We start from the raw sequence: 19981 nt of genomic DNA on the forward strand, positions 1-19981 counted from the left end.
GCGGCCCGGTGGACCCCCCGAGGGGTGAGGGCGTACGCCGTTGTGGCGCGCGCCCGCCCCGGCAGCCACTAGCGTGCGCCCGTGGACACCACGATGACGACGGCGGACGAGCTCTGGGCCGCGGTCGAGACCTTCGACGCGGAGGCCGCGGAGGTCGCCATCGCGCGGCTGCTGTGGGACGTGCCGCTGTCGGGGGCCGTCACGGGTGTCGTGCTGCCGTTCCTCCGCGAGGTCGGCGACCGCTGGGAGGCCGGCACCCTGTCCGTGGCGCACGAGCACTTCGTCACCGACATGCTGCGCCGCACCCTGTCGGCCCTCACGGCGGTCCCGCCGCAGCAGGTGCTGGACGACGCCTCGGCGCCCTCGCCCGTGGTGCTGCTCGCCTGCCCGCCCGGGGAGCGCCACGACCTGGTGCTGCTGTGCGTGGCGCTGATGCTGCGCGAGCGCGGGGTCCGGGCCCGCTTCCTGGGCGCCGACACCCCGATCCCGGCGATCCTCGCCGCCGCCCGGGTCACGGGCGCGGACGCGGTCGTGCTGGCGGCGACCCGACCCACCGCCTTCACCGCGCACGCGTCGTCGCTGCGCCGCCTCGCCCAGGACTGCGCGCTCTACGCGGCGGGCCGTGGCGCGGACGACCAGGCCGTGGCCGAGATCGGCGCGGTCCCGCTGCCCGACGACCCGGTGCGGGCCGTGGTCTTCCTCGTCGGCGCGCTCACGAAGATCACCGACAGCTGGTGAGACCGGGCGCAGATTCGGTCACCGGTTCTGCGTCATGCCCCTCGCCGGGGGCCGTCTCGTCTGCAGTAGGGATGCGAAAGGCGTCGCAGGGGAGCACCTGTCGCACCCGGTCGGTCGATCTCCCGTCACCCGATCGGTTCCCCCCAGGACGTGACAGGTGCCCCCGACCTACGAAGTGCTGGCGGTGCGGCCCACATGAGTGGACCGCACCGCCGGCCTCAGCAGGCCAGGACTGCTGCCTACCTGCGGTGGTCGCGGCCGTGGGGGTCGGGAAGCAGGACGGCCCCGAGGCTCCTGCGCCTGATGCTCAGAACGTGTAGCCGAAGCGATCGATGTCCGCCTCGAAGACCTCGGCGACCCTGCGGCGCGCGGCGTCGGTGAAGTAGTCGCGGTAGTGCCCGTGCGGGGAGCTGTTGCGCCGGGGTGGTGCCGTGGGCTCCACGCCGAGTCGTTCCTGCACGACCTGCAGGTCGGCGGCGAGGCTCTCCGTCCGCCCGATGAAGTCCACCTCCCTGCCGTGCGCGGGGGCGTCGAGGTAGGCGACCTGGGGGCGGCCCATCCGCGGCCACTCCTCGGTGCCGCGCAGGACGAACTCCTCGAAATCGGCGTACTCTCCCACTGCCCGCCACATGTCGTTGCCCTGGTTCTTCACCGACCCGGGGCCGCCCTCGGTGATCCGGCGTCTCCAGTCCTCGATCATGGCGTACCAGGACACCATCCGGGCCCACGGGTTGCGGACGAATCCGTAGGACCAGTACGTCGTCAGTGCCGGTTCGGAGTCCAGGATCCGACCCAACGGTGCGTGGCGACCGCGTCGCGGCTCGACCTGCTTGCGGGCATCGGGGCAGGCGCGGCGCATGACGCCCTCGACCGAGACGCCGCCGGTCTTCGGGACGTGGACGAACAGAACGCGGTGAGAGTCGCAGACCAGCACACCTGAGGCTATCCCAGGCGCCGGGTGCGCCCCGCAGCCGATCACGCGTAGCCGAACACCTCGTAGTCGCGGGCATAGACCGCCCGGATGCGCGCGGCCACCTTGTCGGTCATCTCGACGTCCCGTGACGAGAGGCCACCCCCGGCCCCACTCTCCAGTGTGTGCGGGACCTCGGCCGGCAGGTCGAGCGAGAAGCGGGCGCTCAGGTCCGCGACGGCGGCTTCGAGACCGTCCTCGAACCGGTAGACCCGCGCCTGCGGGAGGACGAACTCGTGCTGCGGCCGCAGATGGTTGTCGAGCACGGCCGGGTTGCCCTCGAGGCGTGCCAGCAGGTCGTGGGTCCACGACTCGACGTGTCCCGCCCTGCCCGCCCCGGGCCGGCGCTTGTTGCGCATGACGTACTCCGACCGGAAGCGCATCAGCGGGTCGCGGGTCAGGAGGAACATCGCGTCGAACCGCCCGAGCCGCAGCATCTCCCTCAGCAGTGCGGCATGCAGGTGCTGCGGAGGGATCCGGTGCAGCCGGCTCTGCTCCGGATGCGTGTGCGGCGTGGCACGTAGGCCGACGTCCCACCCCGCCCGGATGAACATCCGTTCGATGCTGGTGCCGCCGGTCTTGGGGACGTGGACGAACAGCACGGACTGCCCGTCCCGGGTGAAAATCGGCACGGCGCACACTTTAGGGGCGCCGCCTCACTCCGTGCGGTCGGCTGCCAGACATAATCGGGCGCATGTCCGTCAGACGCAGGGCGTGGCCGCGACGGGTGACCTGGACGCCGGCCACCCCGCCCGTGGAGCCACGCCGCCCACCACGCGTGGTGACGGTCGAGGACGCCTACCTCTCCGAGGTGGCCACCGGGAGACTGGCCACGGTCTACCACCTCGACCAGTGGTTCCGCGGCGCCGTCTACGACGCGACAGACAGGCTGGTGCCTGCCTCGCAGAAGGTCCTCGGCAACCCGCGTGGCAAGCGGGTCGCAGCCGACCCGGACCGGGTGGTGCGCCGTTCCGACGTGACGGAGCTGCCAGGCACGTGGCTGTACGGCGGCACCTGGACCTCGGTCTTCGGTCACTTCCTCGTCGAGACGCTGACCACCCTGTGGCCGACCCTGGACGAGCGACCCACGGGACTGGTCTTCCACTCGAGCTTCGGCCGGCACCGCAGCGCCGACTGGCAGCAGCGGCTGCTGGACCTGGCGGGGTGGCACGACCTGCCGGTCCACGTCGTGGATCGCGACCTTCCCGCGCGGGCGCAGCGGCTCGTCGTACCGGGCCGCAGCGTCTCCCTCCACGCCTGGGCCCATCCGCAGGCTCGCGAGGTGTGGCAACGCATCGCCGCGGACTTCCGTGGCCGGACCGGCCCCGAGCGGGTGTACATCTCACGGACGGCCCTCAACGCGCGCCGGCGCAGCGAGGGGCACCGTCGGCCGATCCGGACGACCGGCGAGCAGGACCGCGAGCTGGACGAGGTGTTCGCCCGTCACGGATTCGAGGTCGTCGCCCCCGAGACGCTCAGCATCGACGAGCAGCTGCGCCGGCTCGCGACCGCGCGCGTGGTGGCGGGCCTGTCGGGTTCGGGCCTGCACCAGTCGGCGTTCATGCCACCCGGCGGCCGCGTCGTGGAGATCGGCGACGGCCGGACGGCCGACGAGCCAGTGGCCATGCAGGTCGTGATCGACGCCGCGCTGGATCACGAGCGCGTGTTCCTGCCGGGCGGCACCGGCGGGGACGACGTCGGGCGCACCCTGCGACGCCTTGGTCTCTGAGCACCCCGGCCGATTCTGCGGACTCCGTCCGCTTTCTGGGCGTGGATCAGCGGTAGTTGGTGAACTGCACCGCGAAGTCGTAGTCCTGCGACTTCACCAGCTGCTGGACGGCCTGGAGGTCGTCGCGCTTCTTCGACGACACCCGCAGCTCCTCGCCCTGCACCTGCGCCTTGACTCCCTTGGGGCCCTCGTCGCGGATCAGCTTGGAGATCTTCTTGGCGTCCTCGGAGGTGATGCCCTCCTTGAGCGCGATGTCGATCTTCGAGACCTGGCCGGACTGGCGCGGCTCGGAGGTGTCGAGGATCTTCAGGCTCTGGTTGCGCTTGATGAGCTTGTCCTGGAAGACGCTGAGCACGGCGCTCGCGCGGTCGTCGGCGGAGGCGGTGATCTCGATCGCCTTCTCGCCCTTCCACTCGATGCTCGCGCCGGTGCCCTTGAAGTCGAAGCGGGTGGCGATCTCGCGGGCTGCCTGGCTCAGGGCGTTGTCGACCTCCTGGCGGTCCAGCTTGCTCACGATGTCGAAGCTCGAGTCAGCCATGTGTGCCTCCTAGTGGGGCCTCGTGGTGGCGCCCCGGCGATTCGTAGTGAAGTCCGTGCCTTGCTATTGTTCCGCACGGCCCGGCAGGTTGCCCGAGCGGCCAAAGGGAGCTGACTGTAAATCAGCCGGCAACGCCTACAGAGGTTCGAATCCTCTACCTGCCACTGGACGAGTCCAGGGCGAGACCCCCGTCGACAGGCGGGGGTCTCGTGCATTTGACTCACCGCATGGACATCGCCCCTCCCGACGCGGCGTGGCTCGACGCCGAGTGCCGGCGCCTCCTCGACTTCGGGCACCACGTCGTCCATCCCCTGGGTGGAGCGGCCTGGCTCGACGACGACGGCAGGCCGGACCTGGCGCGACCGGTGCACACGTGGATCACCAGCCGCACGGTGCACGTCTTCGGCCTGGGTGCCCTGCTCGGCGTCGACGGTTGCGCCGACATCGCCGCTGCCGCGCTCGACGGACTGCGTACGACGCTGCGCGACGCGGAGCACGGGGGGTGGTTCACGGCGGTCGACGCCACCGGCTCCCCGGTCGGCACCGCGAAGTCGTGCTACGACCACGCCTTCGTCGTCCTCGCCGGCTCGACGGCGGTCGTGGCCGGCCTGCCGGGCGCCGACGACCTCCTCGGCGAGGCGCTCGACGTCCTCGACCAGCACTTCTGGGACGGGTCGACCGGTCTGGTGATCGACGAGTGGGACCGTGCGTGGACCACTCCTGCGCCCTACCGCGGGCTCAACGCCGCCATGCACTCGGTGGAGGCGATGCTCGCGGCCGGTGACGCGACCGGCGATCACCGCTGGCACGAGCGGGCGGGCCGCGTCGCGGCGTACGTCGTGGGTCTCGCGGCAGCGCACGATGCCCGCCTGCCCGAGCACTTCGGTCCCGACTGGACGCCGGACCTGGAGCTCAACCGCGACCGGCCGAACGACCCGTTCAAGCCCTATGGCGCGACGATCGGGCACGGCCTGGAGTGGTCGCGACTGCTGCTGCACGTCGAGGCGTCGCTCGCCGACCGCGCTCCCGGGGGCCTGCTCGACACCTCCGGTGCGCTCTTCGACCGCGCCGTGGCCGACGGCTGGGACGTCGACGGCGCACCGGGCTTCGTCTACACCACCGACTGGGACGGCACGCCGGTCGTGCGGCAGAGGATGCACTGGGTGGCCGCCGAGGGCATCGCCGCCGCCGCGGCGCTCCACCGACGCACCGGCGAGGAGCGCTACGCGCAGCTGTACGCGACGTGGTGGCGCCACGTCGTCGAGCACGTCCGCGACACCGAGCGGGGCTCGTGGCACCACGAGCTCGACCCGGCCAACCAGCCGCAGGCGTCGGTCTGGCCCGGCAAGCCCGACCTCTACCACGCGGTCCAGGCCACCCTCCTCCCGCGACTCCCGCTGGCCCCCGGTCTCGCCCGCGCGATGGCCCTGTCGGCGCCCGGGGCGGCACCGGCATGATGGGTCCATGACGGACGCCCAGCCGCGCATCCTCGTCGTCGGCGAGGCGCTCATCGACGTGGTCCCCGACGCCGGGGGCACCCCCCGCGACCTGCCCGGCGGCAGCCCCGCCAACGTCGCCCTCACCCTCGGCCGGCTCCAGCGCGACGTACGCCTGGTCACCCTGCTCGGCGACGACGAGCGCGGTGGGTTGGTCCGCACCTGGCTCGAGGCCAGCAACGTGACCGTGCTCGCACAGCCCACCGGCAGCGGGCGGACGTCGAGCGCCGAGGTCACCCTCGACGCCTCGGGTGCCGCGAGCTACGTCTTCGACCTCGACTGGGAGCTCCCGGCCGTGCCCGACGAGTCCTGCGACGTCCTGCACGTCGGCTCCATCGCGACCGTGCTCGACCCGGGCGCCGACGCCGTCCTCCACGCCGTGCGCGCCCACCGCGGTCGTGCGCTGGTCTCCCTCGACCCCAACGCCCGCCCGGCCATCACGCCGGACCGCACCGGCCCGGTCGCCCGGGTCGAGGAGCTGGTCGCGCTGTCCGACCTGGTCAAGGTCAGCGACGAGGACCTCGACTGGCTGCACCCCGGGCAGGACCCCGTCGACACCGCCACACGGTGGGCGGCGGCGGGTCCGGGGCTGGTCGTGGTCACCCGCGGCGGCGAGGGCGCGGTCGCCGTACGCCACGACGGCACGACGCTCGAGGTGCCTGGGGTCCCGGTGCGCGTGGCCGACACCGTGGGGGCCGGCGACACCTTCAGCGGCGTGCTGGTCGACGCGTTCATCGCCCTCGGGGTCCACGGTGCCGACGCGGCCGGTGCGCTGCGCGCGCTGTCGGACCGCGACGTGCTGGGCGTCGTGACGACCGCCGCCATCGGCGCCGCCATCAACGTCTCGCGTCCCGGGGCCGACCCGCCGTCGCGCGCCGAGCTCTCCGCCGCCCTGGGCACGACTTCCGAAGCGGACGAGGAGTGACCCGGGAGCAGATCCACGACATCGGTCAGCGACGGGCCTGGGTGATCTGGCTCGTTGGCCTCGCGGTCTACGTGCTGGCGGTCTTCCACCGCAGCTCGCTCGGCGTCGCCGGCATCGTCGCGGCCGACCGCTTCGACATCAACGCCACCAGCCTGGCGACGTTCACCGTGCTCCAGCTCGTGGTCTACGCCGGCATGCAGGTGCCGGTCGGTGTGCTGCTCGACCGCTACGGCTCCCGCGCGATGCTGATCACCGGCCTGGTGCTGATGACCGCGGGGCAGCTCGGCTTCGCGTTCGTGGAGTCCTTCCCGGCCGCAGTGGCCGCCCGAGCCGTGGTCGGCGCCGGGGACGCGATGGTCTTCGTCAGCGTCATCCGCCTCGTCACGGTGTGGTTCCTGGTCCGCCAGGGGCCGATGGTCACCCAGCTCACCGGGCTGTCCGGCCAGCTCGGCGCGATCGCGGCGGCCGGCCCCCTGTCGTACCTCCTCCACGAGCTCGGCTGGACCGGTGCCTTCGCGCTGACCTCGAGCATCGGCGTGGTGCTGCTGGTGGCGGTGCTCGCGCTGGTGAAGGACTCGCCCTACCGCCGCGGCGACGTCGTCGCCATCAAGCTCCGCGCGCTTGCGCTGTCGGTGCGGACGGTGTGGGGCAACCCCGGCACCCGGCTCGGCATGTGGTCGCACTTCGTCTCGCAGTTCTCCGCCACGGTCTTCGCGCTGCTGTGGGGCTATCCCTTCCTCGTCCAGGGCCTGGGCTGGTCGACGAGCGGGGCGAGCACCCTGCTCATGGCGATGACGGCGTGGGCCGTCGTGAGCGGGCTGGTCACCGCGCGGCTCGTGGCGCGGCTGCCCTACTACCGCTCGTGGATCGTGGTCGGCATCGTCATCGCGATGGTCGTGCCGTGGACCGCGGTCCTGCTGTGGCCCGGCGTCGCCCCGGACTGGGTCGTCGTCGTGATGGCCTTCGCGACCGCCAGCGGAGGTCCGGCCGCGATGGTCGGCTTCGACCTCGCGCGGTCCTTCACCCCGCCGCACGAGACCGGGCGGGCCAACGGCCTGGTCAACGTCGGTGGCTTCACCGCCTCGCTGCTGACGATGGCGCTCATCGGCGTCGTCCTCGACCTGTCGGCGTCGGGCGGCATGGGTTCCTACACGCTCGGTGACTTCAAGCTGGCGATGTCGGTGCAGTACGTCTTCTGGGCCTTCGGCATCGTGCAGACCCTGCGCTACCGCCGGCGGGGTCTCGCCCACCTCGCCCGGGTCCACCCGGGCTCGGTGGAGCAGATGAAGGCCGGTCGGCCCTTCGTGCACCCGGGGATCGGGACCGAGGGCGTCTAGCCGATCTCGCCGTCGTCGTCGGAGTCCAGGTCGCCGGTGGGGTCCTCGGCAGACGGATCCTCCAGGTAGTCACCACCCACCGGGTGCCCCTGCCACGACACCATCCGCCAGCCCGACCCGTGGTCGCCCTCGAGGACGATCAGCGCGGTGTTGTGCAGCGGCTCGTGCGCGGGCGGCGCGTCGGGGTGCGGCTCCATCCGGGCGGAGACCCACGTGCGCAGCGCGGCGCCGTGGCTGACGACGAGCGCGGCACGGTGGCCGGCGTCCACGATCCGGCGCACCGCGGCGTCGAAGCGGGCCAGGAACTCCTCGCCCGTCTCGCCTCCTGGCATCCGGTGGGTGAGGTCGCCCTCGAGCCAGGTCGCGACGCTGCCGATGTAGCCCGCGACCGCGTCGTGGTCGCTGCGCATCTCGAAGTCGCCCGCCGCGATCTCCTCCAGCCCGTCGAGAACGGTCAGGTCCAGGTCGCGGTCCTTGGCGGTCGGGGCGGCGGTCTGGTGCGTACGCACCCGGCTGGAGACGTAGACCGCGTCGAGGTGCTCGTCGGCCAGTGCCTTGGCAGCGGCCGCGGCCTGGGCGCGCCCGAGGTCGGTGAGGTCAACTCCGGGATGGGCGGTGTCGAGCTCGCCGGAGACGTTGGCGTGGGTCTGGCCGTGGCGCATGAGGAGGAGTCGCACAGGAGGTCCTAGCTGTTGAAGCGGGAGGTCTTGGACGAGGCGAGCTCGCGAGCCTGCTCCAGCGGCACGCCCTCGAGCGCCTCCGCGACGTCGGAACCGAGGTGGCTCACCTCGGTGCCGCGCTCGAGCGGGACGAGGGTGTGCACCAGGCGGTCGTCGTAGGCGTGCACCATGGAGAAGGCCTGGTTGGCGTCGACGCCCGACACGAAGCGGTCCACCGGAGCGGGGTCGCTGGTGTAGCAGCTGGCCGAGGCCACCGACACCGGTACGCCGACGAAGGTGGACCACGTCGACAGGTGGAGGTGCCCGGCCAGGATCCCGCGAACGTCGGTGCCGGTGATGACCTCGGCCAGCGCCTGCTGGTCCTGCAGCTCGATCAGCTCGGCGGCGCGCAGCATGGGCAGCGGCAGCGGCGGGTGGTGCATCGCGAGCAGGGTGCCGTGCTCGGCCGGGGTGGCCAGCACGTCGGCGAGCCACGCGAGCTGCCCGGGGGTGAGGTCGCCGTGGTGGTGTCCCGGGACGCTCGTGTCGAGGGCGACGATGCGCAGCCCGTCGACCTCGTGCACCCGGTCCTGGGGTCCGTCGTCGTCGGAGTCGAAGAGGCCGCGCGCGAAGGGCGCGCGCTCGTCGTGGTTGCCCATCGTCCACACCACGACCGCGCCCATCGCGGCCGCGGCCGGCTCGACGATCGAGCGCAGCGTTGCGTAGGCCTCGGGCTCGGCGCGGTCGGCCAGGTCGCCGGTGAAGATCAGGGCCTGCGGGGCCGGGCTCACGGCCGCGAGCCGGGCGAGGGCGAGGCGGAGGTGGGCGTCGTTGTCGATCACGCCGTAGTGCCGCGCGCCGCCACCGATGAGGTGCGGGTCGGAGAGGTGCGCGATGACGTGCCGCGGTGCGGCGTACTGGCCCAGCTGCTTCACGGCCTCAGCCTAGGACCGCGCGGAAGGATGACGGCACGCGTGGTCGAGGGGTCGGCCGCTGTTCATCCGACGGTCGGCCGGCCGTCGCGGATGGCCCTTACGGTCCGCAGCATGGTGGCGCGGGGACTGGTCGGCAGCGTGCTCGTGCTGCTCGGCGGGCTGGTGGTCGCGACCCTGCCCGAGAGTGCCGTGGTGGCGGACGTCGACCTGCTGCAGCTGCTCCGTGGCACCGCGCCCGGGCGGATGACCGGTCTCGTCGTGGTGCTGCTCGGGCTCGGGCTGCTGGCGTCGGCGTGGCTGCGCCTGTGCCGGCTGGCTGCCCGCACCGACGAGGCCGGGCAGGCCGACGTCCTCGCCACCGTTCGCGCAGCGACCGTCGTCTGGTCGCTACCGCTCCTGCTGGCCCCGCCGCTGTTCTCCCGCGACGGCTGGTCGTACGCCGCCCAGGGCACGCTCACCCACCGCGGCCTCTCGCCCTACGAGCACGGGCCGTGGGCGCTGGTCGGGCCCCGCTCGGTCCCCGGGCCGATCGTCGAGGGTGTCGACCCGCGCTGGATGGGCACGCCGGCGCCCTACGGCCCGGTCCCGCTGATCGGTGGCGACCTGGCCGCGGGTCTCACGTCCGACCCGTGGCTGCTGGTCGTCGCGCACCGGGGGATGGCGCTGGTCGGCCTGGTGCTGCTGGCGTGGGCCGTGCCACGGCTGGCGCGCTGGTGCGGCGCCAACCCTGCGCTCGCCTCGTGCCTGGTGCTGGCTTCTCCGCTCATGGTCGCCAACGGTGTGGCGGGGCTGCACAACGACCTGCTCATGGTGGGCCTGACGGCGGCCGCGCTCGTCGTCGCCCGCGACCACGGATGGGTGGCGGGTGCGGTGCTCGGCGGGCTGGCGGCCGGCGTGAAGCTGCCCGGGGGACTGGTCTGCGTGGCGGTCGTCCTGCTCACCGCGCCGGCGGCGGGGCTCCTCGTGCGCGTGCGGCACGGCGCCCGGGTGGCGGGCGTCGCGGTGCTCGCCCTCGTCGGGCCCGGCGTGGTGTGGGGGCTGGGGGTCGGGTGGATCGGCGCGCTCGGGGTCCCCGGCACGGTGAACACGCCGCTGTCGTTGCCGACGCTCGTCGGCGGGTGGCTCGACCTCGTGGCCGCCTGGGTCGGGCTCGGCGCCCCGGACGCGGCCTTCCTCGACCTCGTACGCCTCGTGGCCCAGGTCGCCGCGGTCGGGGTCGCCGGGTGGGCGCTGCTGCGCCTGCCGGTCGGCGACCCGCGCGAGGCGGTGCGGGCGGTCGCCCTCGTGACGGCGGCGACCGTCGCCCTCAGCCCGGTGGTCCACCTCTGGTACTTCCTGTGGGTCGTGCCCTTCGTGGCCGTGCAGCGCCTCGGTCGCAGCGGGAGTGCCGCGCTGGTCTCGGTGTCGCTGGTGGGCGGGCTGGTGGCGCCGATGGACTCCTCACTGCACGGCGCCTACCTGGCGATCGTGATCGGGTCGCTCGTGGTGGCTGCGGTCGCGGTGCTGCTGCTCGCCACCCGCCGGGCACGCGAGCGGCTCGACGGCATCGCCACCGACGAGTGGACGTCCAGCAGGGAGCCGACCGTGGCCCACCAGGGGTAGCGCTCCGCGCGCGTGCGGGCCGCGGCCCGGCGCCGCGCCACGGGGCGGGCCGCAACCTCGAGCACCGCGTCCGCGAGCGCGCCCGCCTCGGGCGCGCCCCAGCCGCCGGAGGCCTCGTCGACCAGCTCGCGCGCCCCGCCCCGGTCGGCGGTCACGACCGGCGTGCCCGAGGCCAGCGCCTCGAGCACCGCGAGGCCGAAGGTCTCGCCGGGGCAGACGCTCAGCGCCACGTCGGCGTGTGCCAGCGCGCGGCTCAGCCGCGCGGGGGAGTCGACGTAGCCCCGGAACCGCACCGGGGCGTCGCCGGCGAGCTCGACCAGCTCGTCGCGGTGCGGCCCGACGCCGTAGACGTCGAGGCGTAGCGGCACCCCGCGCCGGTGCAGGTCGACAGCGGTGGCGACCGCGAGGTGCGGGCTCTTCTCGCGCGACAGCCGCCCGGCGTGCACCAGCCGCAGGCCGTCGACCCGCGCGCGCCGGTGCGGGCGGAACGTGTCCAGGTCGACGCCCAGCGGGACGCGTACGACCGGGCACCCCGCCGCCGCGGCGACCGCGGCGAACTCGTCGCGGGCGTAGGCCGAGGTGACCACGACCGTGTCCACGCTGCGCACCAGCAACCGGTTGAGCAGCCCGGCCGACACCTTCGACGTCGCGTCGAGCCCGGTGCGCAGGGCCAGCATGTCGTCGAGGCGCTCGTGCGAGAGCAGCACCGACCCCACGCCGCTGCGCCGGGCCCAGCGCGCCACCGGAAGCAGCGTCGACTTGTCGCTCAGCTCGATCGAGGTCGGTCCCCACTCCTCGAGGATCTCGATGACGCGCCACGGCTCGACGATCAGCCGGTAGCCGCCGCCCACCCGTGGTGCGCGGAGCTGGACGACGTCACCCAGCGGGCCGGACGTCCGGACGTCCTCGGGGCCGGGTACGACGAGCAGGCGGCGGCAGCCGGCCTCCACGTATCCCGCCCCCAGGGCGCGCAGCGCGGTGCGCATGCCCCCCGACGCAGGTCCGACGAAGTTGGCCAGCTGGGCGATGCGCATGTGCGCACGGTGGCGCAGCCGGGTGAACGGACCCCGACGGACGCCTTGCCGTCAGCGGGCCGGGAGGATGCGGCCGGTGACCTCGCCGAGCGAGATGCGGCCTCCGCCCGTGCCGGGCGCGGTGTAGCGCAGGGTCACCTCGTCGCCGTCCTCGAGGAAGGTCCGCTCGCGGCCGGCGACGGTGAAGGGCTCCTTGCCGCCCCAGCTCAGCTCGAGCAGCGACCCCCGCTGGTCGCGCTCCGGTCCGGACACGGTGCCGGAGCCCCACAGGTCCCCGGTGCGCACGCTCGCGCCGTTGACGGTCGTGTGGGCCAGCATCTGCGCGGGCGACCAGTACATGGTGCGGTAGGGCGGGCGGGCGACGACCTCGCCGTCGAGCACCACCTCGACCTCGATGTCGAGACCCGCGGGGCCCTCGACGCGGAGGTAGTCGAGCACCTCCGGGTCGTCCTGGCCGGGCAGCTCGGTCCACGCCGCGTCGAGCGCCGCGAGCGGCGTGACCCACGCGCTGATCGAGGTGGCGAACGACTTGCCCAGGAACGGGCCGAGCGGGACGTACTCCCACGCCTGGATGTCGCGCGCCGACCAGTCGTTGAGGCCCACGACGCCGAAGGTGTGGCGGGCGAGGTCGGCGGTTGCCACGCGCTCGCCCATCGCCGAGGGGACGCCGACGACGAAGCCGAGCTCGGCCTCGATGTCGAGGCGCGCCGACGGGCCGTAGGTCGGCCGGTCCGCGTCGGGCGCCTTGCGCTGCCCGCAGGGACGTACGACGTCGGTGCCCGAGACGACGACGGTGCCGGAGCGGCCGTGGTAGCCGACGGGGAGGTGCTTCCAGTTGGGCAGCAGTGGCTCGGCGTCGGGACGGAACATCCGCCCGACGTTGGAGGCGTGGTGCTCGGAGGCGTAGAAGTCGACGTAGTCGCCGACGGTGAACGGCATCAGCATCCGCACCGAGTCCACCGGTGACAGGGCCGGCTCCACGAGGTCGCGCTCGGTCTCGTCGGTCAGCAGCCCGGTGACCCAGGCCCGCGTCGACTCCCACACCGTCGGTCCGGCCGCCATGAAGGGGTTGAGCGTGGGCTGGTCGAAGAGCGCGTGGGTGTCGACCATGTCCGCGGCCGCGACGATGCTGAGGTCGAGCACCTGGTCGCCGATCCGCACCGCGACGCGCGGGTGCTCGCCGGAGCGGGCGAAGACGCCGTAGGGGAGGTGGTCGACGTCGAAGCCGGAGCCGGCGGCGCCGGGAACCCAGGTGGTGGCGTGGTGGGTCATGAGTCCTCCGCGGGGTGGGGGGTGAGCAGGCCGAGGGCGACCAGGTCGTCGAGGGGCTCGGTCACCGAGCAGGAGCCGAACGAGGTGAACCAGCGGCGTGCCGAGCCGATGTCGGTCGCCGCGAGCGCCTCGCCGTCGCGCTGGCGCAGGGCGTCGGTCGCGTCGGCGAGGGAGCCGCCGTCCCAGAGCACCTGGGTGGCGACCAGGAGGTTGAGGAAGCCGTGCATGCCGCCGCCCTCGGGGTCGTGGCGCACGGCCCGGTGCAGGCCGGCGGTGCCCTTGAAGGGGGTCTCGCGGTCCAGGGCCGCGTCGATCCAGGAGGCGACCGTCGCCTCGTCGGGCACCAGGTCGTGGTCCACGTGGCCCAGCCGCAGCTTGAGCCGGAGGTCGGCCGCGGCCACCTCGTCGGCGGCGGCGAGCCAGGCGGGGGTGAGCGGCCCGGGGACCTCGACGTGGACGCGTAGGTCGTCGCCGAGCGTGCCCTCGTCGCGGGCGTGGTCGAGCGCGGCCACCACCCGGCGTACGTTGCCGGCGAGGTCGTCGGGGTCGCGCAGGGCGATCTCCAGCGCGGCCACCTCGAGGCCCAGCCGGGCGGCGGCAGCGAGGGGGCCGGCGACCTGCCCGGCGCCGCCGGTCACCACGACCGACAGCGGCGCGCCGAAGCCGCGGACCAGCGGCAGGTCGGTGTCCTTGAGCACGAAGGTCCCGACGAGGTCGGCGTACCACTCCTCGCGGCGGGCGCCCCACGACGCCGTCGCGTCCCGGAGGGGGACGTCGCCGGGCGGGAAGACCGCGGCGTCGTCGACGAGGCCACGCCACTGGGCGGATTCGACAGGTGCGGGGGAGGGAGCCACGGGGCTACTCTAGCCACCAGATAGCGGACGCCTGCGTCCGATAATCGGAAGACAGGAGTGACCGTCCATGGCCCACTACCGAGCCCTCGGCCGGCTGCCGCGCCAGCGCCACACGCAGATGCGCGACGAGGACGGTCACCTCTTCCGTGAGGAGCTGATGGGCGAGGAGGGCTTCTCCTCCGACTCGTCCCTGCTCTACCACTGCGGCGTGCCGAGCGCGATCACCGACAGTCAGGTCTGGGAGCTGCCCGACCAGTCGCGCACGCCCAACCACCCGCTCAAGCCGCGCCACCTGAGGCTCCACGACCTCGAGACCGGTGGCTGCCCGGTCGAGGGCCGCCGCCTGGTGCTCGGCAACAACGACGTCCGCATCAGCTATGTGGTCACCGGCCCGGAGTCGATGGGGCCGTCCCCGCTCTACCGCAACGCCATCGGCGACGAGTGCGTCTACGTCGAGTCCGGCAGCGGCACGGTCGAGACCGTCTTCGGGGTCGTGGCCTACCGCACCGGCGACTACGTCGTGATCCCGCGCGCGACCGACCACCGCTGGGTCCCGGCGGAGCCGTCGCGGCTCTACGCGATCGAGGCCAGCTCCCACATCCACCCGCCCAAGCGCTACCTCTCCCGCTTCGGACAGCTCCTCGAGCACGCCCCCTACTGCGAGCGCGACCTGCACGGGCCCACCGAGACGCACCAGGCCGAGGGCACCGACGTCGAGGTGCTGGTCAAGCACCGCACCAGCGCCGGCATCGTCGGCACGCGCCTGACCTACGCCACGCACCCCTTCGACGTGGTGGGCTGGGACGGCTGCCTCTACCCCTACACGTTCAACATCGAGGACTACATGCCGATCACCGGCAAGGTCCACCAGCCGCCGCCGGTGCACCAGGTCTTCGAGGGGTGGAACTTCGTGATCTGCAACTTCCTGCCCCGCAAGGTCGACTACCACGACCTGGCCATCCCGGTGCCCTACTACCACTCCAACGTCGACTCCGACGAGGTCATGTTCTACGTCGGCGGCGACTACGAGGCGCGCAAGGGCTCGGGGATCAACCTCGGCTCGATCAGCCTGCACCCCGGCGGCCACGCGCACGGCCCGCAGCCCAGCGCGATCGAGGCCAGCCTCGGTGCCGACTACTTCGACGAGTCCGCCGTCATGGTCGACACCTTCGCCCCGCTGGAGCTGGGCGAGGGCGGGCTCGCGGTGGAGGACCCGGCGTACGCCTGGACCTGGGCGGGCCGCGGTCCTGGTCCGGCGGGAGGTGCGTCCGGCGAGGACGGCGGACCGGCGGTCTTCAGCAACTCCTGAGCCGGGCCCGCCCTTCGGGTGGGTCGTTAGCGTGGCGCCATGACCAGCACCGGGTCCGACCTGCCGCCCTACGTCTTCCTCCTCTTCGGCGCCCGCGGCGACCTCGCGGCGCGCAAGCTCTTCCCCGGCCTCTACCGCCTCGCCGCGGCCGACCGGCTGCCGGAGGACTACGCCGTCATCGGCAGCGGACGCCACTCGCCGGGCACCGACGAGGAGTTCCGCGACGAGGTGCTCGGGGGCCTGCGCGACAGCATCGACGACCTCGACGAGTCGGTCGCCCGGAGCCTGCTCGAGCGCACCTCCTTCGAGACCTCCGACGCCGACGACGGATCCGACCTGGCCGCGCGGGTGCGCGAGGTGGAGGAGTCCCTCGGCGACGGCGTACGCCGCCTGGTCTACCTCTCCGTGCCGCCCACCGCCATGTCCGGGATGGTCGCGATGCTGGGCCGCGAGGGCCTCGCAGAGCGCGCGCGGCTGGTGATCGAGAAGCCGTTCGGCCTCGACCTCGAGTCGTTCGAGGAGCTCGACCACGACGTGCACGAGGTCTTCGACGAGGACCAGGTCTTCCGCATCGACCACTTCCTCGGCAAGGAGGCCGTGCAGAACCTGCTGGCCCTGCGCTTCGCCAACGCGCTCTTCGAGCCCGCCTGGGACCGGCGCAGCATCGCCTCGGTGCAGGTCGACGTCCCCGAGACGCTGGCGATGGAGGGCCGCGGCTCGTTCTACGAGTCCACCGGTGCGCTGCGCGACATGGTCTCCACCCACCTCTTCCAGATCCTCGGCGCGGTGGCGCTGGAGGACCCGGGTGAGTGGTCGGCCGCTGCCGTGCGCCGCGCGCGGGCCGAGGTCTTCGACGCCGTGCGCCCGCTCGACCCCGCGCGCGTCGTGCTGGGGCAGTACGACGGCTACCGCGACGAGGACGACGTCGACGATGACTCCACCGTCGAGACCTTCGTGGCGCTCGAGGCCTGGGTCGACAACGACCGGTGGCGCGACGTCCCCTTCCACCTGCGCACCGGCAAGGCGATGGCCGAGACCCGCCGGACCGTCACCCTGCGCTTCCGCCAGCCCGACTCGACGGTGTTCGGCCCCGGCCTCGAGCCCGACGAGCTCGTCCTCGAGCTGACCGACGAGGCGCAGGTGCACGTCGAGCTCCTCGGCAAGCGTCCCGGCCCCGAGATGGAGCTCGCGCCGGCCACGATGCGCCTCGACCTCGGCGAGGAGCTGCCCCACGACGAGCCGCTCGAGGCCTACGAGCGGCTGCTGCTCGACGTGCTGCACGACGACCACACCCTCTTCGCGCACGCCGACGAGACGCGCCGGCTGTGGGAGGTCTGCCAGCCGGTCCTCGACGACCGCCCCGACCCGTTGCCGTACGCCCAGGAGTCGTGGGGGCCGCGCGAGGCGCTCGACCTGCCGCCCGGCGGGTGGCGGCTCGGCCGGGGCGCAGCCGATGCGGGCTGAGCGGCCCGACGGGCCGTCGATCGCCGACCACGGCCTGGTCGGTGACCTGCGCACCGCGGCGCTGGTGGCCACCGACGGCACCATCGACTGGTTCTGCCCCGGACGGTTCGACGCCCCCAGCGTCTTCGCCTCGATCCTCGACCCCGACGCCGGCTCGTGGCGGCTGGGTCCGGACGACGAGGAGGCGCGCAGCCAGCAGTACTACCACCCCGAGACCAACATCCTCGTCACCCGCTTCATGACCGAGCAGGGAGTCGTGGAGGTCCAGGACTTCATGCCGGTGCTGCGCGCGCACGACCCCGACCACCGCCAGCGGCTCGTACGTCGTGTGGTGGGGCTGCGCGGCTGCGTCGAGCTCACCATGGCGATGGCGCCGCGTCCCGACTACGCCACGACCATGCCCGAGCTGTCCACCGAGGACGACGTCGTGCGCTTCGCCGACGGCGACGTGCACCTCGCGCTGTCGAGCACCGTGGACGTGGAGGTCGCCGACCACGCCGCCACGGCCCACGTGGCCCTGCGCACCGGCGAGTCCGCGCTCTTCGTGCTCGAGGTCCTCGCGCCCGGCGAGCCGGCCCGCGGGTGCAGCGAGGACGACGTCGACGAGCTCTTCGACGCCACCGCGAGGTTCTGGCGCGGCTGGCTCGCGCAGAGCACCTACACCGGCCGCTGGCGCGAGTGGGTCGACCGCTCCGCGCTGACGCTCAAGCTGCTGTGCCACGAGCCGAGCGGCGGCATCGTCGCCGCGCCCACCACGAGCCTGCCCGAGCACATCGGCGGGACCCGCAACTGGGACTACCGCTTCGTCTGGGTGCGCGACGCCGCGTTCAGCGTCTACGCGCTCCTGCGCCTCGGCTTCACCGACGAGGCCTCGGCCTTCGTCCGCTTCCTGTCCGAGCGGCTCGGCGAGGCGGCCGACGACGGAGTCGACACGGAGGAGCTCGGCCCGCTGCGGGTGCTCTACGACCTCGACGGCGCCATCCCCCACGAGCGCGAGCTCGACCACCTCGCCGGCCACCGCGGCTCACGCCCGGTGCGGGTCGGCAACGGCGCGGTCGACCAGCTCCAGCTCGACGTCTACGGCGAGCTCATCGACTCGGTCTACCTCTTCGACAAGCACGGGCGCGGCATCAGCCACGACGCCTGGACCGACCTGCGCCGGATCGTCTCGTGGCTGATGGACAACTGGGACCGACCCGATGCCGGCATGTGGGAGATCCGCGGCGAGCCGCGGACCCACACCACGTCGCTGGTCATGAGCTGGGTCGCCGTCGAGCGGATGATGCGCGTCGCGCGGCGACGCGGGCTGCCGGGCGACCTCACCGAGCTCGCCGCGACCCGCGACGCGATCTACGAGCGCGTCATGACCGAGTGCTGGAACGACGAGCTCGGCGCCTTCACGGCCTTCCCCGGCGGAGACGTGCTCGATGCCGGGACGCTCCTGATGCCGATGGTGAAGATGCTCGCGCCCGACGACCCGCGCTTCCTCTCCACCCTCGCGCTCGTCGAGGAGCGCCTCGTCTCCGACAGCCTGGTGCTGCGCTACGACGCCGACACGTTCGACGACGGCGTCGAGGGCGGCGCCGACGGCGAGGGCACCTTCTCGCTCTGCTCGTTCTGGTACGTCGAGGCGCTGACCCGCGCCGGTCGGCTCGACGACGCCCGGCTGGCGCTGGAGAAGATGTTCACCTACGCCAACCACCTCGGGCAGTACGCCGAGCAGGTCGGCCTCAACGGCGAGCAGCTGGGCAACTTCCCCCAGGGCTTCACCCACCTCGGCCTGATCAGCGCCGCGATCAACCTGGACCGTAGCCTCGACGCATGACCTCCGCGCCGGCCACCCGTCCGGCCGCCCGCACCCTGGCGCTGATCCCGCTGGTCCTGGCGATGCTGTCGATGATCGGCCCGTTCAGCATCGACACGCCCTTCCCGGCGTTCGCGCAGATGGGGGAGGCCCTCGACGTCACGGCCGGTGAGCTCCAGCTCGTCGTGACGGCCTACATGCTGGCCTTCGCGGCGATGAGCATCTTCCACGGACCACTCTCCGACGCCATCGGTCGCAAGCCGGTGATCGTGTGGTCGCTGGCGGCGTACGCCGTCGCATCCGTCGCGTGCGCGTTCGCGCCGACGCTGGAGTGGCTGCTCGTCGGTCGCGTCGTGCAGGGACTGGCTGCCGGCGGCTCGACGATCGTGAGCCGCACGATCATCCGCGACCTCTTCGACGGCGTCGAGGCGCAGCGGATGATGAGCCAGGTCGCGGTGATCTTCGGGCTGGCGCCCGCGATCGCCCCGGTCGTGGGCGGGCTGCTGGTGCAGGTCGGGCCGTGGCAGACGGTCTTCTGGTTCATGGCGGCCCTCGCGGTCCTCCTCCTCGTCGGCTCGATCGCGCTGCTGCCCGAGAGCCACCCGCCCGAGCGCCGGGTCCCGCTCCGCGTCGGCGAGGTCGTCACGGGCCTGCTCGCCGTCGTGTCCGTGCCCGCCTTCCACCGGATGGCCTGGGCCGGCACCCTCGTCTTCGGTGCGCAGTTCCTCTACATCGGCGGCGCCGCCATCTTCGTCGTCGACCTGCTGGGGGAGGGCGAGCTCGACTTCTGGAAGCTGTTCGTCCCGATGATCGGGGCGATGGTGGTGGGCTCGGTGCTGAGCGGTCGGCTGGGTCGGCTGGTGACCAGCACCCAGCTGGTGTCCGTCGGCTACGCCGTGAGCGGCGCGGGAGCGCTGCTGGGCATCGTGGTCGCGCTGACCCCGGCGGGCGAGGTGCTGCCGTGGGCGGCAGCGGGGGTCGCGCTCGTCGCGCTCGGCAACGGCCTGGCCTTCCCCAACATCCAGCTGCTGATGCTCGACCTCGTCCCGACCCGTCGGGGCGCGGTCATGTCAGCCGGGTCGTTCGTGACGCTGGTGTTCAACGCCGCCAGCGCGGTCCTCCTCGCCCCGTACGCCGGACGATCGGTCCTCGGGTTCGCCGTGGCGGCCGCGGTGTGCGTGCTGCTGGGGTGGGCGTGCTGGCGCTGGCACCTCTCCGCGACGCGTGCGGATCGCGTGACTGCCTGACGCGGAGCAGCGGTGAGCAGGACAGGTTCCGAGCGCCGAGAAGCTGCCTCACGCACCGCCGCGCAGCA

At 73.0% G+C, this 19981-nt stretch carries 17 protein-coding genes, 1 tRNA gene and 1 pseudogene; 11 read left to right on the plus strand and 8 right to left on the minus strand.

The genetic code is table 11. The features are described from left to right. The first annotated feature begins 81 nt into the window (after positions 1–81). Complete coding sequence (locus CFI00_RS03425; protein ID WP_207083890.1) at positions 82–738, plus strand: B12-binding domain-containing protein; 657 nt, start codon at positions 82–84, stop codon at positions 736–738. 307 nt (positions 739–1045) lie between these two features. On the opposite strand, the gene CFI00_RS03430 is transcribed toward CFI00_RS03425, so the two are convergent. Further along, positions 1046–1672, minus strand: coding sequence for a sulfotransferase family 2 domain-containing protein (locus CFI00_RS03430; RefSeq protein WP_207083891.1), 627 nt, complete (start codon positions 1670–1672; stop codon positions 1046–1048). 41 nt (positions 1673–1713) lie between these two features. Then, a complete protein-coding gene (locus tag CFI00_RS03435; RefSeq protein ID WP_207083892.1) occupies positions 1714–2340 on the minus strand; it encodes a sulfotransferase family 2 domain-containing protein in 627 nt (208 codons plus the stop codon). A gap of 62 nt (positions 2341–2402) precedes the next feature. Here CFI00_RS03435 and CFI00_RS03440 point away from each other — a divergent pair, with 62 nt between their 5' ends. After that, positions 2403–3437: a glycosyltransferase 61 family protein gene (locus CFI00_RS03440; protein WP_207083893.1), complete on the plus strand. Its 1035-nt coding sequence runs from the start codon at positions 2403–2405 to the stop codon at positions 3435–3437. Between the two features lie 46 nt (positions 3438–3483). Here CFI00_RS03440 and CFI00_RS03445 read toward each other — a convergent pair whose 3' ends face one another. Then, complete coding sequence (locus CFI00_RS03445; RefSeq protein WP_207083894.1) at positions 3484–3975, minus strand: YajQ family cyclic di-GMP-binding protein; 492 nt, start codon at positions 3973–3975, stop codon at positions 3484–3486. 82 nt (positions 3976–4057) lie between these two features. Here CFI00_RS03445 and CFI00_RS03450 point away from each other — a divergent pair. The 4 genes from CFI00_RS03450 to CFI00_RS03465 all read left to right on the plus strand — a co-directional run bounded on the left by CFI00_RS03450 (position 4058) and on the right by CFI00_RS03465 (position 7733). Beyond that, positions 4058–4139, plus strand: a tRNA-Tyr gene (locus CFI00_RS03450). Positions 4140–4202: 63 nt separating this feature from the next. Next, a complete protein-coding gene (locus tag CFI00_RS03455) occupies positions 4203–5432 on the plus strand; it encodes an AGE family epimerase/isomerase (RefSeq protein WP_207083895.1) in 1230 nt (409 codons plus the stop codon). Positions 5433–5439: 7 nt separating this feature from the next. Then, on the plus strand, positions 5440–6396 hold the full coding sequence (locus CFI00_RS03460; protein WP_207083896.1) for a carbohydrate kinase: 957 nt from the start codon (positions 5440–5442) through the stop codon (positions 6394–6396). Then, positions 6393–7733 carry an MFS transporter gene (locus CFI00_RS03465; RefSeq protein WP_242532664.1) on the plus strand — a complete coding sequence of 447 codons (1341 nt, stop codon included), beginning with the start codon at positions 6393–6395 and terminating at the stop codon, positions 7731–7733. The genes CFI00_RS03460 and CFI00_RS03465 overlap by 4 nt, the downstream gene beginning before the upstream one ends. On the opposite strand, the gene CFI00_RS03470 is transcribed toward CFI00_RS03465, so the two are convergent. After that, complete coding sequence (locus tag CFI00_RS03470) at positions 7730–8410, minus strand: histidine phosphatase family protein (protein WP_207083897.1); 681 nt, start codon at positions 8408–8410, stop codon at positions 7730–7732. The genes CFI00_RS03465 and CFI00_RS03470 overlap by 4 nt on opposite strands. 8 nt (positions 8411–8418) lie before the next feature. Further along, positions 8419–9327, minus strand: a complete 909-nt coding sequence (locus CFI00_RS03475; RefSeq protein ID WP_207083898.1) for a metallophosphoesterase — start codon at positions 9325–9327, stop codon at positions 8419–8421. 111 nt (positions 9328–9438) lie between these two features. On the opposite strand from CFI00_RS03475, the pseudogene mptB reads away from it, so the two are divergent. After that, positions 9439–10788: pseudogene (gene mptB / locus CFI00_RS23475) on the plus strand (polyprenol phosphomannose-dependent alpha 1,6 mannosyltransferase MptB); the annotation flags it as partial. On the opposite strand, the gene CFI00_RS03480 reads toward mptB, so the two are convergent. From CFI00_RS03480 to CFI00_RS03490, 3 genes are read right to left on the minus strand one after another with little or no spacing between them, the layout of a single operon-like run. Further along, positions 10782–11963 carry a glycosyltransferase gene (locus CFI00_RS03480; protein ID WP_207083899.1) on the minus strand — a complete coding sequence of 394 codons (1182 nt, stop codon included), beginning with the start codon at positions 11961–11963 and terminating at the stop codon, positions 10782–10784. The pseudogene mptB and the gene CFI00_RS03480 sit on opposite strands and share 7 nt — an antisense overlap. Before the next feature lie 51 nt (positions 11964–12014). Continuing rightward, entirely contained in the window at positions 12015–13235 is a 1221-nt protein-coding gene (gene fahA, locus CFI00_RS03485) for a fumarylacetoacetase (protein ID WP_207083900.1), read from the minus strand. Then, the gene (locus CFI00_RS03490) at positions 13232–14089 is read right to left on the minus strand and encodes a hypothetical protein (RefSeq protein WP_207083901.1); all 858 of its coding nucleotides are present in this window, start codon (positions 14087–14089) and stop codon (positions 13232–13234) included. The genes fahA and CFI00_RS03490 overlap by 4 nt, the downstream gene beginning before the upstream one ends. Before the next feature lie 67 nt (positions 14090–14156). Between CFI00_RS03490 and CFI00_RS03495 the strand changes: the two genes are divergently transcribed. Genes CFI00_RS03495 through CFI00_RS03510 form a run of 4 tightly spaced genes read left to right on the plus strand, consistent with a single transcriptional unit; the run spans position 14157 to position 19913 of the window. Beyond that, a complete protein-coding gene (locus tag CFI00_RS03495; protein ID WP_207083902.1) occupies positions 14157–15398 on the plus strand; it encodes a homogentisate 1,2-dioxygenase domain-containing protein in 1242 nt (413 codons plus the stop codon). 39 nt (positions 15399–15437) lie between these two features. Then, complete coding sequence (gene zwf, locus CFI00_RS03500) at positions 15438–16862, plus strand: glucose-6-phosphate dehydrogenase (protein WP_207083903.1); 1425 nt, start codon at positions 15438–15440, stop codon at positions 16860–16862. Further along, the gene (locus tag CFI00_RS03505; RefSeq protein ID WP_207083904.1) at positions 16852–18687 is read left to right on the plus strand and encodes a glycoside hydrolase family 15 protein; all 1836 of its coding nucleotides are present in this window, start codon (positions 16852–16854) and stop codon (positions 18685–18687) included. Before zwf ends, CFI00_RS03505 begins: the two co-directional genes overlap by 11 nt. Continuing rightward, entirely contained in the window at positions 18684–19913 is a 1230-nt protein-coding gene (locus CFI00_RS03510; protein ID WP_207083905.1) for a multidrug effflux MFS transporter, read from the plus strand. The genes CFI00_RS03505 and CFI00_RS03510 overlap by 4 nt, the downstream gene beginning before the upstream one ends. Positions 19914–19981: the final 68 nt, after the last annotated feature.

Source organism: Nocardioides sp. S5 (genome assembly GCF_017310035.1).
GTDB lineage: Bacteria > Actinomycetota > Actinomycetes > Propionibacteriales > Nocardioidaceae > Nocardioides.